Annotated in this window: 11 protein-coding genes; 10 read left to right on the top strand and 1 reads right to left on the bottom strand. The window is 59.2% G+C overall.

Annotated features, from left to right (window positions below):
• The first annotated feature begins 123 nt into the window (after positions 1-123).
• The 4 genes from M5B97_RS01185 to M5B97_RS01170 all read left to right on the top strand — a co-directional run bounded on the left by M5B97_RS01185 (position 124) and on the right by M5B97_RS01170 (position 2,047).
• Entirely contained in the window at positions 124-660 is a 537-nt protein-coding gene (locus tag M5B97_RS01185; protein ID WP_248730466.1) for a hypothetical protein, read from the top strand.
• A 1-nt stretch (position 661) separates the two neighbouring features.
• Positions 662-841 (top strand): hypothetical protein, encoded by a 180-nt coding sequence (locus M5B97_RS01180; protein WP_248730465.1) that lies wholly within the window; start codon positions 662-664, stop codon positions 839-841.
• Positions 842-908: 67 nt separating this feature from the next.
• On the top strand, positions 909-1,565 hold the full coding sequence (locus M5B97_RS01175) for a hypothetical protein (RefSeq protein WP_248730464.1): 657 nt from the start codon (positions 909-911) through the stop codon (positions 1,563-1,565).
• Between the two features lie 128 nt (positions 1,566-1,693).
• Positions 1,694-2,047: a CPCC family cysteine-rich protein gene (locus M5B97_RS01170; protein ID WP_124386820.1), complete on the top strand. Its 354-nt coding sequence runs from the start codon at positions 1,694-1,696 to the stop codon at positions 2,045-2,047.
• 107 nt (positions 2,048-2,154) lie between these two features.
• Here M5B97_RS01170 and M5B97_RS01165 read toward each other — a convergent pair whose 3' ends face one another.
• On the bottom strand, positions 2,155-2,775 hold the full coding sequence (locus M5B97_RS01165; RefSeq protein ID WP_248730463.1) for a tyrosine-type recombinase/integrase: 621 nt from the start codon (positions 2,773-2,775) through the stop codon (positions 2,155-2,157).
• A 251-nt stretch (positions 2,776-3,026) separates the two neighbouring features.
• Here M5B97_RS01165 and M5B97_RS01160 point away from each other — a divergent pair, with 251 nt between their 5' ends.
• The 6 genes from M5B97_RS01160 to M5B97_RS01135 all read left to right on the top strand — a co-directional run bounded on the left by M5B97_RS01160 (position 3,027) and on the right by M5B97_RS01135 (position 14,810).
• Positions 3,027-4,805 carry a ShlB/FhaC/HecB family hemolysin secretion/activation protein gene (locus M5B97_RS01160; protein ID WP_248730462.1) on the top strand — a complete coding sequence of 593 codons (1,779 nt, stop codon included), beginning with the start codon at positions 3,027-3,029 and terminating at the stop codon, positions 4,803-4,805.
• Positions 4,806-4,814: 9 nt separating this feature from the next.
• Entirely contained in the window at positions 4,815-5,321 is a 507-nt protein-coding gene (locus M5B97_RS01155) for a toxin-activating lysine-acyltransferase (RefSeq protein ID WP_134657404.1), read from the top strand.
• A gap of 42 nt (positions 5,322-5,363) precedes the next feature.
• On the top strand, positions 5,364-13,598 hold the full coding sequence (locus M5B97_RS01150) for a hemagglutinin repeat-containing protein (RefSeq protein WP_248730461.1): 8,235 nt from the start codon (positions 5,364-5,366) through the stop codon (positions 13,596-13,598).
• An 11-nt stretch (positions 13,599-13,609) separates the two neighbouring features.
• Entirely contained in the window at positions 13,610-13,924 is a 315-nt protein-coding gene (locus M5B97_RS01145; RefSeq protein ID WP_123718010.1) for a hypothetical protein, read from the top strand.
• A 62-nt stretch (positions 13,925-13,986) separates the two neighbouring features.
• Positions 13,987-14,241 carry a hypothetical protein gene (locus M5B97_RS01140; protein WP_123718011.1) on the top strand — a complete coding sequence of 85 codons (255 nt, stop codon included), beginning with the start codon at positions 13,987-13,989 and terminating at the stop codon, positions 14,239-14,241.
• Between the two features lie 20 nt (positions 14,242-14,261).
• Positions 14,262-14,810 (top strand): hypothetical protein, encoded by a 549-nt coding sequence (locus tag M5B97_RS01135; protein WP_123718012.1) that lies wholly within the window; start codon positions 14,262-14,264, stop codon positions 14,808-14,810.
• The last annotated feature ends 79 nt before the right edge of the window (positions 14,811-14,889 follow it).

Below are 14,889 nucleotides of genomic sequence, written 5' to 3'. Positions count from 1 at the left end.
ACCGTTTGGAGTCCGCGATAACTGGGTCTTGGTCGATTCCATGGTGGACACCTATTGTGAAATCGCGGAGGAGGCATTCGGATCTTTTTTGTTCGATAAGGGCAATCCGGTCCCTAGGCAAGAATGGCCCAGCGATTCGACAGCCTACGACGACCAGATAATGTGGCAGCCATAAAAACTATCGTCTTCTCCGCGATGGCCTTGGAAGCTGCGGCGTTTGAATTTGCCACCCTCCAACTGGGAGAGCGCCTAGCAAAAGATTATCTGGATAAGCTGGATGTGGTGGGTAAATGGCTTGTCGTCCCACGCCTGGTCTGTGGTCGATCGCTGAATGAGGACGGCCCCGCCATCAACGGGCTGAAAGGCCTGGTTAAGGCACGTAACGCTTTGGTGCATCACAAATCCAAAGAATGGAACGGCAAGCATGCGCATATGGATGCGATGGATGCCCAGAGAAAACAGTTCGAACAAGTCCAGGTCCCTAACGCATTCAAAACGCTGATCCTGCTCTCGTTGGAGTTGAATGCGGTGCTTGAGACCGATGGGCCGCTCCCACCTTTTGAGGATGGTTGGGTCCACGCCACCCCACGCAATTCGCTGGTAGAGCAAGTGGTGCATCGGTGCCGCGAGGTTCATCGGAATAACTGGCGAGGGGGTTGAGGTGACGCGACTTATCACCCAGCAGGAGCGCCGCCTAACTGCGGCAGAGTTCCAGCAACTGGCCGAAGTACTGGTGGATATCGAGTGGTTCGTCAATTTCGAAATTAGGACCGACGGCTTTCGGCCAAGAGCAGACAACCAACTACACTTTATTGAAGATCTCGCTGCAGGCAATGTTTGACCCTAGCTCCGTATCTTGTTAAGCAGAATAAGTAGTTTCCTTTTTTGAATCAACGGACGGAATATTCATGACGCAAGAGAAGCACGGAATCCAAATCTTTGATCAGAAGGGAGGCCCTGTCCTAGAAATTGGACCGCATCTCGTTCGAGAGAGTTCTGAGTTTGCTGCGAAAATAGGCATAATCGCCGCATCATGGGCACAGGCAGAGGTTAATTTGAATTGCCTATTCGCAGTCCTACTAGATACAACTCCGGACGAGGCCGCGAATCAGCTCAAAAAATACAGAACCGCAGCGAGAGCGGCAGATGGAGCAAGGAAGCTCGCTGCGGAATACCTGACAGGAGCAGAGCTTGAGTCCATCACAAAAGCTCTGAACCAACTCGATTTGGTACGGTTACGACGTAATCGAGTGCAGCATGACGTATGGGCTAAGAAAGGTGACGACAATCAAACAATGTTTGCCATTCACTCGGATCAATACCTCGCTTTCACTACCAACGTAGTAGCGGCAACAGAGTTAGCGATCCCTGAAGGCGAAAAAAGTGAGAGGATCATAAATCTAGCGAACGAGTTCGCGGCAACAATAAAAAAAGGCCACACCATTAGAGACCTTCAAGAAATTGACCAAGAGTTGAACCTTGCAAGCAAGTCTCTCATGGAGGCGATGTTCTTTCGTATATCCCAGCGTTTGAAGGAAAAAGGTGCTGCGCTGAGTCAGCGTTAAATGCTCGACGACAGTCCGCTTCTGGCCGGTTGCGGCCTGTCATTAAGGGCAGCCACCGACCCATTGCAACCGTTCAGCATGTGGCTAAAATCGACCAAGAATAGACTGCCACCCATAAGTGAAAACTGATGTTTACCTGCCCATGCTGCGGATATGCAGTCTTCGAGGAACACCCAGGGTCATACGACATTTGCCCAATTTGCTTCTGGGAGGATGACGTGTTCCAACTCTATTACCCTCACCAGGTGGATGGACCGAATAGATGTAGTTTGATCGAGGCGCAGGTCAATTTCGTCCAATTCGGTGCCTGCGAGCGAACCATGTTGAAGAATGTGCGGATGGTTAGCGATAGCGATATGCGGGATGGTGAGTGGTTCCCACTCTGGACTCGCCGAGTCGCCATTCCAGATCCCGACTCCGACAACCAGCATCCTCAACACATGAAGTCGAAGTACGACCTCTACTATTGGCTGCGGACCTAGCAGCGCAAATTGGCGTACTAAGTCCAAATTGGTCAGAAGCAGTCTATTCCAAACGGCTGCTTTTGGCCGGTTAGCGACGGCCTGACTTCGACCGTCGCTATGCATGATCAAACCTCAGTCTGTTCCGCCATCTCCAGTGCGTCATCAACTTCAATCCCCAGATATCGAACAGTGCTCTCCAGCTTTGTATGGCCGAGCAGCAACTGAACAGCCCGTAGGTTATTCGTTCTGCGATAGATTAGTGATGCCTTCGTACGTCTCATTGTGTGAGTGCCATACATGGCTGGATCAAGGCCTACGGCTTTCACCCAGCCTTTGACGATACGAGCGTATTGACGAGTGGATAGATGGTCTGAGGTATGCAGCCGGCCAGGAAAAAGGCAGTCCTCGCTGCGTAGTTGTGCCTGATGTATCCAGGCCACGAGAGCTGACCGTGTTTGCTCAGTGATCTCAAACTGCACTGGCCGCTGCGTTTTCTGCTGCATAACCATGGCCCGTGATGATACGTGCTCGCCATGGGCGACATCGCGCACGCGGAGCTTGGTTAAGTCGCAGGCTCGAAGCTTACTGTCGATGGCCAGATCGAAGAGGGCCAGATCTCGGGTTCTTTCCGCAATTTGAAGTCTTACTCGGATGGCCCAGATATCTCTCAGTCGGAGTGGGGCTTTCTGCCCGACTAGTTTTCCTTTGTTCCAGGGCTGACAGCTGCGGGTAGCGATGATGTTCATGACAAGTCCTCCACGTGTGAAAAGACAAGGATGGCTAGTCAGAGCGACGGTCGCTCACCGGCCAAGAGTAGTCTCTTAGAGGGGGCTAAGAAGCCAGGGGGAAATTAAGTGTAGGAAATTTCTCACGCGCCCTTGAACTTTAATGAGCAACAGTTGTTCATAGGGGAGTTGCCTGTCAGAGGCAATTCTCGCAGATCACGTGCCGTTCTGGTGCATGCTGCACCCGCAGGAAGATTTCACAGGGATGCGAAATGAAAGTATGTCTTCGGCCTACGGAGTACTTGGCCCGTTTCGGTACGTTGTATTTGCCTGTTAGAAAACTGTCACCGTCTCCTCATTTGGTGGCCGTATTGTTGTTCGGTTTGATCAGCAGTTTCGGCGTGCAGGCCGCTGACCCTCCCGCACCTGCCCAACAGTTGCTATTGCAGCAGGACCGCGAGCGAGCTTTGCGCGAGCAACTTGAGCCGTCGCCGGATGCGCGCCTTGAGGCGCCGCCCTCATCCTCCGCCGGGGTTTTGCTCGAGAAGCGCGAATCCCCCTGTTTCCTGATTCGTCAGGTCGTCTTGAACGGCGAGTTGGCTGAAGATTTTCAATGGGCACTGCGCAGCGCCGATCCCAAAAATGATCCGGCCACCGGTCAATGTCTGGGTGCCCGAGGCATCAACCTGACGATGAAGCGAATCCAGAATGCAATCATCGAGCGCGGGTTTGTCACGACACGCGTGCTTGCACCGCCTCAGGATTTAAACAGCGGTGTGCTGCAACTGACCCTGATTCCGGGGCGCATTCATTCCATCCGCTTCGCCGAAGGCACCTCTCCCCGAGCCAATGCCTGGAACGCGGTGCCTGCCAAAACAGGTGACCTGCTGAACCTGCGTGATCTTGAGCAAGCGTTGGAAAACTTCAAACGCGTGCCCACGGCTGAGGCGGATATCCAAATCGCCGCGGCCCAGGGGATGGACGCAAAGCCGGGCGACAGTGACTTGGTTATCGCGTGGAAACAGGCACTTCCCGTGCGTTTGAGCGTGTCGGTAGATGATTCGGGAACCGACGCCACAGGTAAATACCTGGGTTCGGCTTCGGTGTCGTTGGACAACCTGCTGAGCCTGAACGATTTGTTCTACGCCAGCTTCAACCACGACTTGGGCGGGGGGGACGCGGGTAATCGTGGTTCCAAGGGCCATACCTTGCACTACTCTGTCCCCTACGGTTATTGGCTGTTTGGCGTCACGTCCAACGAGTATGACTATCACCAGACGGTCGCTGGGGCCAACCAGACTTACAAGTACACCGGAGAAAGCAAAAACAATGAGATCAGCGCGTCTCGCTTGCTGTATCGCGATGCCGTGCGCAAAACCACGCTCAAGCTCAGTGGCTGGACGCGCACTTCGCAAAACTATATCGACGATACCGAGATCGAAATTCAGCGCCGACGCATGGCAGGCTGGGCGCTGGGGCTGAGTCATCGGGAGTTCATCGGTACCGCCACGCTCGATCTGGGCACCAGCTATCGCCGGGGCACAGGTGCGCGCAACGCAATCGCTGCGCCTGAGGAGGCGTTTGACGAAGGGACCTCGCGTTCGCAGATCATCAACGCCGACGCGCAATTTTCCGTACCGTTTGGCCTTGCCACGCAGCGCTTGCGTTACACCGCGGCCTGGCGTGCGCAGTGGAACCGCACGGCGTTGGTGCCGCAGGATCGTTTCTCGATCGGCGGGCGCTACAGCGTGCGCGGGTTTGACGGTGAAAACATTTTGTCGGCCGACCGTGGTTGGCTGGTGCGTAACGACCTCGGCCTGGCGCTGGGCAACTCCGGGCAGGAAACCTACCTGGGTGTTGACTACGGCAAGGTGGGCGGGCCTTCAAGCCAATACCTCATTGGTGATCATCTGGCCGGGTACGTGGTGGGGTTGCGCGGTGGCTACCGGCAAGTGTCTTACGACGTGTTTGTCGGTCAACCGATCAGCAAACCCAAAGGCTTCGAGACTGCCAGTACCACGGCAGGTTTCAGCCTGACGTGGTCGATGTGAGGATTTGCCATGCAACTCGATAATCTTGAGCTGATCGCGCCGGCGTTCAGCGAAAAGCCATGGAACGAGGCCCAGGCACTGGGTGCCGCCGTATGGCTGTGGATGCACTCGGCGAGCCATCGCGATGTGCCGCTGCACGCCCTGAACGCGCTGCTGTTGCCAGCTATTGCCAACCGCCAGTTCATCATCGGCTACGAATCGGGGCGCCCGGTGTTTTACGCCGCCTGGTGTTGGTTCAGCGTCGAGGCCGAGCAGCGCTACCTGCAAAACCCGGCCATCAGCCTGCCCGCACCCGACTGGAACAGCGGCGAACGCTTGTGGTTCCTGGACTGGGTCGCGCCGTTTGGCCACAGCGCACGCCTCGCACGCTTGGTACAGCGCCATTTATTTGCCGACAGCCGCTTCAGCGCGCTTTACCACCGGGGCGATGAGCGCGGGTTGCGAATCAAGCGCTTTCAAGGTGCCGGCCTGGCGCGCACGTCGCCGCCTATTCCAGCGATTGCTCGCCATCCGTAGTGCTCGTCACGTTTTTACGCTTTTCAAGACACAGGGATCGTCATGAACAAAAACCTCTACAGGATCGTTTTCAATAAAGCCCGTGGCCTGCTGATGGTAGTGGCCGAAAACGTGTTGGGGAGCAAAAAAGCCTCAGGTCGTGGCGCAGCCGTTGCCCCAGTGGTCTTGAGCGCTGAATTGACCTTGCGCCCCCTGCGGTTTGCATTGATGGCGGCACTGGGCTTGATCACGCTGGCTTCACCCCTGGCCTGGGGCGACATCGTCGCCGACCGTGGCGCCCCCGTCGGCCAGCAGCCGGTGATCATCAATGCTGCCAATGGTGTGCCCCAAGTCAACATTCAGGCCCCGAGTGCGGCAGGGGTGTCACGTAACACCTACAGCCAGTTCGACGTTAATGCCCAAGGCGCGATCCTCAACAATGCGCGCACCAATACCCAAACTCAGCTGGGTGGCTGGATCGAGGGCAATGCGCATTTGGCCGGCGGTACGGCGCGGGTGATCCTTAATGAGGTCAACAGCAGCAACCCCAGCCAATTGCGTGGTTACATCGAAGTCGCCGGTGACCGAGCCCAGGTGGTGATCGCCAACCCGTCGGGCATCGCCTGTGATGGCTGTGGTTTTATCAACGCCAACCGTGCCACCTTGACCAGCGGCAGTGCGCAGATGCAGGACGGCCAATTGCAAGGCTACCGCGTTGAAAGCGGCAAGGTGGTTATCTCCGGCAAGGGCCTGGACGCATCGCAGACCGACTTTACCGATGTCATCGCACGCTCGGTCGAGGTCAATGCCGGTATCTGGGCCAAGGACCTGCGGGTGACCAGTGGCGCCAACCAGGTCAATGCCGACAATACCCAGGCGACGGCCATCAACGGTACCGGCGACAAGCCCCAGGTCGCGATCGATGTGGCGCAATTGGGCGGCATGTACGCCGGTAAAATCAAGCTGGTGGGCACCGAAGCCGGGCTGGGCGTGCGTAATGCCGGGCAAATCGGTTCAAGTGCCGGCGACGTGGTCATCAGCGCCGACGGCCGCCTGGGCAACAGCGGGCAAATCAGCAGCAGCCAGAACCTGCAGGTGCACAGCCAGTTGGGCATCGACAACAGCGGCTCGCTGTACAGCAAGGGCGCTGCGACGTTGACCAGTGGTGGCGATATCAACAACCAGGGTGTAGTCGCGGCGCAGCAGGACTTGGCGCTGACGGCACGTACCATTAACAACGCCAGCAAATCTGTGCTGGGGGCCGGCGTGGCGGCCGACGGCAAGGTCAGCGGCAATGGTGCGCTGCACGTCAGTGCCAGCCAGACCCTCAAGCATCAAGGTTCGGCCATTGCCGCTGGCGATCTGCGCCTGGACGCGGCGAGCCTCGACCTCAAGGCGAGTGAGACGGCCGGGCGCAATGTCACGCTCACTGCCCGCGCGGGTGGCGCTGACTTGAGCGGTGCGGCATTGGATGCCACGGCAACGTTGAACACGTCGGTACAGCAGGCGCTGACCACCGACAACGCCAAGGTCAATGCTGAAGGCATTCAACTGGCGGCCGGCAGCCTGTCCAACCATCAAGGTGAAATCGTACAGGTGGGCAAGGGCACCACCGTGATCGACGTAACCGGCAGCCTCGATAATGCCGGCGGGCGCATTGCCAGTAACGCGACCGACGTGAGCCTGTCGGGTGCGGCCCTGTCCAATGCCAAGGGCCGGATCGAACACGCCGGAGCGGGCACCTTGACCCTTCAGGGCCAGTCGCTCACGGGGGCCCAAGGCAGCCTGCAGAGCAATGGTCTACTGCAAGTCACCGTCGCCGACGCGGTACTGGACGGCGCCACCACTGTGGCCCGGCAGATTCAAATCGACGCCAACCAACTGTCCAACCGCCAGGGCAACATCCTGCAGACCGGCGCGGGCACGTTGCGCATCAACACCCAGGGCCTGCTGGACAACACCGGCGCCACAGTGGCCAGTGACAGTGATATCAGCCTGACGGCTGATCGCTTGCTCAATCAAGGCGGCACGGTTCAGGCGGCGGTGGCCGGTAACCTCAAGGTCGCCGCGCATACTCTGTTGGACAACAGTGCAGGCACCCTGGCCGCCGCCAAGGGCGCACAGTTGAGTACCGGGCAGTTGCTCAACGCGCAAGGCAAAATCACAGCAGGCGACAGCCTCACGCTGTCCGGCGCGCAGGTGAACAATGACCACGGCACGCTGGCGGCCATTGGTTCACTCAGTGTCAGCGCCAACGCACTGAGTAACCGGCAGGGCACCGTGGGTTCGGTCGGCGGGCCGCTGGTGCTGACGGTGAGCCAGGGCGCGTTTGATAACATCGGCGGTGTGGTGCAGGCCCAGCAAGGCGTGACGATTAGCAGCCTGGGCCTGAATAACGACGATGGGTTGATCAGTGGCGCGGCCCTGTTGCTCGACAGTGCCGGGCAAGGCCTGTCAAACCAGCGCGGCGCCATCATCGGCAGCGGCACCGTGGACCTGCGCAGTGGTGAGCTGAAGAACCAGGCCGGGCTTATCCAGGGTAACGGTGCGATCACACTCGACACCCATGGGCAAACGTTGACCAACACCGATTCGGGCAGTGCCAATGGCATCCTCGGGCAGGCCGATATCACGCTGCGCACCGGCAACCTGAATAACAGCGCCGGCTTTATCGGCAGCAAAGGCGACGTGGCGATCCATGCCGCGCAGGTCGATAACCTCGACGCCGGTGTACTCAGCAGTGAAAAGAGCCTGCTGTTGACGGCGGGCGGCCTGAGCAATCGCGGTGGACAGTTGCAGAGCCTGGGTAACGCGCGGCTGGACATCGGCAGCGGTCACCTCGATAACGTCGGCGGTCTGCTGCGTGCCGGGGGCACCTTGACGGTCGATGCAGGGCAGTTGGATAACCAGCAGACCCAAGGGAGCAACCAGGGCGTGGAGGGGCAGTCGCTGGCCCTGAACCTGGCGCAGTTGCTTAATCGCTCGGGCGCCCTGCGTGCCGACCAGTTGCTGAGCGTCAACACTACTGGGCAGTTGGATAACAGCGCGGGCCTGATCTCGTCGAGCAAGCAAGTGTCGATCCGCGCCGACCAGGCGCTGCTCAACAGTGCCGGCACAGTGATCGCCGGAGAGCGGCTCGGCCTGAACAGCGCCAGCCTCAGTGGCGATGGCCGCGTGTTGAGCCTGGGCGATATCAGCCTCAACCTGGCTTCGGGGTTGGTCAATACCGGCAAAGTGCAAGCCAACGGTAATCTTGAGCTGAGCCTGCAAGGCACGCTCGACAACCAGGGTGGCGTTCAGGCCGGCAAGCAGTTGCGGGTATCGAGCGATGGGGTTGAAAACCGCGCCAATGGCGAGATCAGTGCCGCGCAAGTGACCCTCGATGTGGGGGATACCCTGAACAACCGTGGCGTGATCGATGCCCAGATCAACCGGATCAATACCCAGGTGCTCAACAACCTTGGCAGCGGCCGTATTTATGGTGATCACGTATCCATTGCGGCGGTGCAATTGACCAATGATGTGGAAGATGCCCGCGCGGCCGTGATCGCCGCGCGCGAACGCCTGGACATTGGCGTCGGGACGCTGGTCAACCGGGAGCACGCCATGCTTTTCAGCGCCGGTGACCTGTTGATCGGCGGCGCGCTGGATGCCCAGGGCCAGGCCACCGGCCAGGCCGGGCTGGTGCGTAACGCCAGCGCAAGCATCGAAGCACTTGGTGGGCTGAGCCTCAACAGTGCCGAGTTGCGCAATACCAACGAGCACTTCAGCACGCAAGTGGTGGAGGTCAGCCGCGAAGGCGTTCAGGAGTTCCAGCACACCGGCTCTGCCAATCGCTATCGCCCGGATCAGATCTCACTCTACAACGACGAAGTCAGCCACTTGGTCAGCCCCGAGGGCGTGTCCGATAACTACAACCGCTACGACTACACCCGCACCACCACTCAAACCCAGATCCTCACCTCGGATCCGGGTGAAATCCTTTCCGGCGGCTCAATGCTGTTGACTGCCAATTCGGTGTTGAACGACAAGAGCCAAATCATCGCCGGCGGCACGTTGGTGGGCACTATCGGACAGCTCAACAACACCGAAGTCACCGGGCAGCAGACGGTGACGGACAGTGGCACGTTCAGCCATTTGTATCGTATCCATCGCAAGGGCCGTGACCGTCAGGGCCGTTCGACAGCCGCCTACAACCCGGCCGCCAGCGTCACGGATATTTTCCTGCGGCCAACCCAGTACCTGCAAAACACCACCCATACCGGCAGCGGTTTGCAACTTGGCACGCGCCTGACCAGCAGCGTCGATCAGGCTGCCGGCGGTGCCAGTGCGGCCAAGGTCAATGTGGGCGATGGCCGAGCGCCTGGCCCGGTGCTGGAAGTGGCGGCGTTGCAAGCGACGGCGGCGGGAGGCGTGGGTGAGTCAATCCGTACCGGCGGGCTTAATGTGCAGGTGCCGGACAACAGCCTGTTCCACCTCAACCCCCAGGCCAACCCCAACTATCTGGTGGAGAGCGACCCACGGTTCACCAGTTATCGTTCCTGGCTGTCTTCCAGCTACATGCTGGACCGGCTGCAACTGGATCCGGGCCTGACCCTTACGCGGCTGGGTGATGGTTTCTATGAGCAAAAACTGATCCGCGAACAGATTGCCCAACTCACCGGCAGACGCTTCCTCGACGGCTACGCCAATGATGAAACCCAGTACCGCGCGTTGCTCGACAGTGCGCTGACCTACGCCGGCAAGTGGAACCTGGTGCCGGGTGTGGCGCTCAGCCCTGAGCAAATGGCCCAGTTGACCAGCGATGTCGTCTGGCTGGTCAAGAAGGACGTGACCCTTGCCGACGGCAGCGTGACCCAGGCGTTGGTGCCGCAGGTGTATGTGCGGGTGCGCGACGGCGACCTGGACGGCTCCGGTGCACTGATGGCGGGCAACGTCGTCGACCTCAAGCTACAAGGCGACCTGGTTAACCGCGGCACGATCGCCGGGCGCAGTGTGCTGGCGATTTCCGCCGACAACCTGCAGAACTTGGGCGGGCGCCTGTCCGGTGGCGAGGTGGAGGTAAAAGCCCGCACTGACTTGAACAACCTCGGCGGGTTGATCGATGCCACCACGCGCTTGAGTACGGTTGCCGGTCGCGATATCAACCTGGTGTCCACCACGCGCAACACCGAAAGTGCCCAGGGCACCGCCACGGGTGTTTCGCGGGTTGCCGGGTTGTTTGTCTCCGATGCCAAGGGCGAACTGGTGGTGAACGCGGCGCGCGATATCAACCTGAGTGCGGCGCAGATCGTCAGTTCCGGCAAGGACGGCAAGACCACGGTGGTTGCTGGCCACGATATCAACCTGGGCACGGTGACCCAGAGCCGTGAACAAAGCGTGCAATGGAACGCCAGTAACTGGCGCAAGGACGCGAGCCGCACCGATGTCGGCAGCGTTATCCAGGGTGAGGGCGAGGTACGCCTGATCGCGGACAATGACCTCAATGCCCGAGGCGCCAAGGTCGTCAGCGAGCAGGGCGGGGTCACCGTTTCGACAGGCCGCGACGTCAATTTAAGCACCAGCCAGAGCTACAACTTTGTCGACGAGGCCCATAAGGTCACCGGCAGTAACAGCCTGTTCTCTAGCAAGACCACCACAACCCGCGACACCGTGAGTGAAACCCGCGCCCAGGCCACCACCCTCAGTGGCGAGACCGCGTGGGTCAAGGCCGACAATGACTTGAATGTGCGCGGCAGTAACGTGGTCTCCACCAGTGGCACCACCCTGGTGGCCGGGCACGATGTGAATGTGGTGGCCGCCACCGACCAGCTCAGCGAACAGCACTTCAAGCAGGTCAAGCAGAGCGGGCTGTTCAGCGGTGGCGCCATCGCGGTGACCATCGGCAGCCAGCAGCGCAGCGACCAAAACCGTACCGACAGTGAAACGGCGGCGGCCAGCACCATCGGCGCCACCGATGGCAACGTGAGTATCCTGGCCGGCAATGCCTACCGTCAGGTCGGCAGCCAAGTGACGGCGCCCAAGGGCGATGTGAACATTGCCGCGCGCTTGGTCGATATCCTTGAGGCTCGTGACCAGCAGCACATCACCCAGGAGACCAAGTTCAAGCAAGGCGGCCTCACGATTACCGTGACCAACCCGGTGATCGAAGCCGTGCAGACCGCCCAGCGCATGAAAACCGCGTCCGACCGCACCGATGATGGCCGCCTCAAAACCCTGGCGCTGGTCAATACCCTGATGGGGGCGGGCAACGGCTATATCCAGTATGACAAGGACCCGTCCATGGCCGGCGGCATCAATATCAGCATTTCGGCCGGCACCAGCAAGAAGGAAAGTAAAACCGAGCAGACCTCCAATTCGGCCGCCAGCTCGTCGGTGTTGGCCGGTGGTGATGTCAACATTACCGCGGCCGGCGCCGGCAAGAACAGCAATCTGACCGTACAGGGCAGCCAGATCACCGCCGGCCATGACGTTAACCTCAAGGCCGACGGCGCTATTGCCTTGCTGGCCGCGCAAAACACGGTGCAACAGCGCACGACCGAAAAGGGCAGCAACGCCAGCCTCGGGATCGGTATTGCCATCGGCAGCGAGACCACCGGCATCAGCTTTAACGCCGGGGCGTCCCAGAGCCGTGGCAAGGCCGATGGCGATGATGTGGTCTGGAGCAATACCCATGTGGACGCCGGTAATAAGGTCTCGCTCGATTCCGGTGGCGATACCCGACTCAAGGGCGCAGTGGTGAGCGGCAAGCAAGTCACGGCCGATGTGGGCGGTGATTTCAGCGTCGAAAGCCTGCAGGACACCAGTACCTACAAGGCCAAACAGACTAGCCTGGGCGTGGGCGTGAGTATTTGCGTGCCGCCATTCTGCATCGGCTCATCGAGCTTCACGTTGAGTCAGAACAAAGGCATTCAGAAATCCAACTTTGAAAGCGTCACTGAGCAGAGCGGCATTCGGGCCGGTGACGGTGGTTTTGATATCCGCGTCAAGGGCAACACCCACTTGGTGGGCGGCGTGATCGCCAGCAACGACAAGGCGATTGCCGATGGCAAGAACAGCTTGAGTACCGGCTCATTGACCACCGCTGACCTGCACAACAGCGCCAAAGCCAGCGCCGACAGCAGCGGGCTCACCCTCAGCAGCGACTTTGTCGGCCAGGGCATGTACGGCGCCAGCAAGGCCTTGTTCAGCAACTACCTGGATGCAGGCAAGGCTTCGGACTCGTCCGAGGGCAACACGCGGAGCGCGGTGAGTGCCGGCAATATTCTCATTACCGATGCTTACCGCCAGCAGCAATTGACCGGCCGTGATGCCAGCCAGACCGTGGCCAGCCTTAACCGTGACACCGCCCATTCCCATGTCGGCGCCGGGCGTCAGGACCTGGACAAACTGCAGCGTACCGCCGAGGCGGAGCAGTCGATCAAGAATGAGGCCTATCGCCAAGGGGTGCAGTTTACCGATGATGCGTACCAGACCATGTTTAGAAAACCCGACCAGATGTTTGTGCTGGACATGGATGAGCAAGGCAATGTCAAAGACGGCCCGGACGATAAACCCTTATTCCGAGAGGTGGTGGGCGCCGAGCGGGATAACCTGCAAGCCGACGCTAACAACGTCGTTAACGTGGCCCTCAATGGTATTTTCAACGACGCAAAAGCCGCGGCGAAATACGCCGCTCAACACCGAGACCCCGATGCTACCGGGCCCCAATATTTCCTATGGTTTCCGACGGCGGGTAATGCCATGTCGGAACTGCTGGTGGCCGGCTATCAGAAGGCAATGGACAACGACTTCTGGGGCTTGACCAATTACACCGCCGCCACCCGGGAGCTACAGATAAAGTACGGTGCCACCGGTTTGCACCTGACCGAGCACAGTCGCGGCACCATGACCGGCGGCAACTCGCGAGATTCCATTGCCAATCTACCGGATGCCCAAGGCATGCTTAGAAAAACCACGGTGTATGACTTTGGCGGTGCATTCAATGTCTATCGCGCCGATGAACAGCTGGCCTATTTGCAAAATCGCGCAGCCGTCACCGACCCCGTCGAACGGGCGAACCTGGTCCTCAAGTACGAGGTCCATAACTACGACCCGGTAGGTACGTGGTTCATCATGGGCAATAACCCAGGCACCGGCGGGGTGATACCCCAGGGCAGTAGCCTGTTCAAAGAGCTTATCAACGTATTGAAGGGCGAGACGACAATGCACAGCTGTTACGCCTATGGCCCAAATGCCTGCACACGATACTGGCCCGAGGGTCGGCCCGTGCTGGTGCCGGTGAGCCCGCGCAAATAAGGAAATTCAGGATGCAGCTTAAACGTCTGGCGTTAATTGTTTTGATTGCACCTTTTGTCAGCGCTTGCTTTAGCAAGCCCTTCCAGCCCCCCACGGCCGATGCCGACTTGTGGGAGAAGCCCGGCGCCAGCCACCAGGATGTGGTTGCGTCCATGTTGGCGTGTGGTGAAAAGAATGGTTCCGGCATTGATCCCAAGGCCAGCTTCCAGGAGATGGCCCAGCGATTTGTGTGCATGAAGCGCGCGGGCTACACCCGGCGTGACGGTTTCGATATCTGTGCATTGCACCCCAAGGAGCCGTTGAAGGCCTGCGAGTCGGCGCAATGAAACCACAAAAAAACCGCCTTCTTTTTGAGGGCTCGTCACTCAACACGATAGGGACATCACCTGTGAAATATGCAATCTGCGCCACCTTGGCGCTGTTACTGAGCGGCTGTCTGACCATGTCGGGTGAATACACCGTGACGGCTCAGGACGCCTCCGGCGCCCCGTTAACCAAGCTTGGCACCTTCACCGCCGAGGGCCATAACATCTACCCCATACGCAATGCGTTCTGCCTCAATGCGCCGGGGGCGACGGTAATCATTCGCGATGCCCGCACCGGCGAGGAACTGCGCAGCGAAAGCCCTTATCACTGCCGTTAAGCCTCAAAAAAAGGATTTCCATGAGAGCGTTTCTGATCGCAGGCCTGGCCCTGGCCGTGAGTGGCTGCGGCAATATTTCCAATATCCGTGCTTACAATACGGCCTATGTTGAACCCACATCCGGGGATACCGCACGCTTGCGTGTGATCACCAATGGCATGGCGCGCGGCGTGCCGGGCCGTGACTGCATCGACTGGCGTGTGCCTGGCGCCGGGGTGATGGCCGTGTCCGAGTCCGGCTTTGCGGGGCAGAATAATGGTCGCAGCCTGGGCATGCCCGAGAGCAACCGCCGGGTGGAGGCGCAAGGCTCCGCGCGTAGCGAACTGAAGGTGCCGGCGAACAAGCCTTTTGCCATGAACTTCCAGAGTGAGGGTTATGTTTCTGGCGGCAATTCCTATAGCTGCAGGCAAAGCTTTCACTTCACCCCCAAGGCCGGGCAAGATTACGAACTGATCCTGCTGGACGGTGGCCAGTGCCTGGTCGCGTTGCAGCGCTTAAACCCAGCTGGAAAACCTGAAAACGAGCCTGTTGAGAAGGCAGGGCTGTGTAGAGCATTGGATGCCTTTTAGCTTAGCGTATTCAGAATTCCAGCGATAGGTGGCTATCCGGACATTGCGGATAGTTCAAACCTAAACGTGAGCCGAATCA

Origin of the sequence: Pseudomonas sp. MWU13-2517 (assembly GCF_023242545.1) — a bacterium.
Lineage (GTDB): Bacteria > Pseudomonadota > Gammaproteobacteria > Pseudomonadales > Pseudomonadaceae > Aquipseudomonas.
This window is presented reverse-complemented; position numbering and strand designations above follow the sequence as displayed.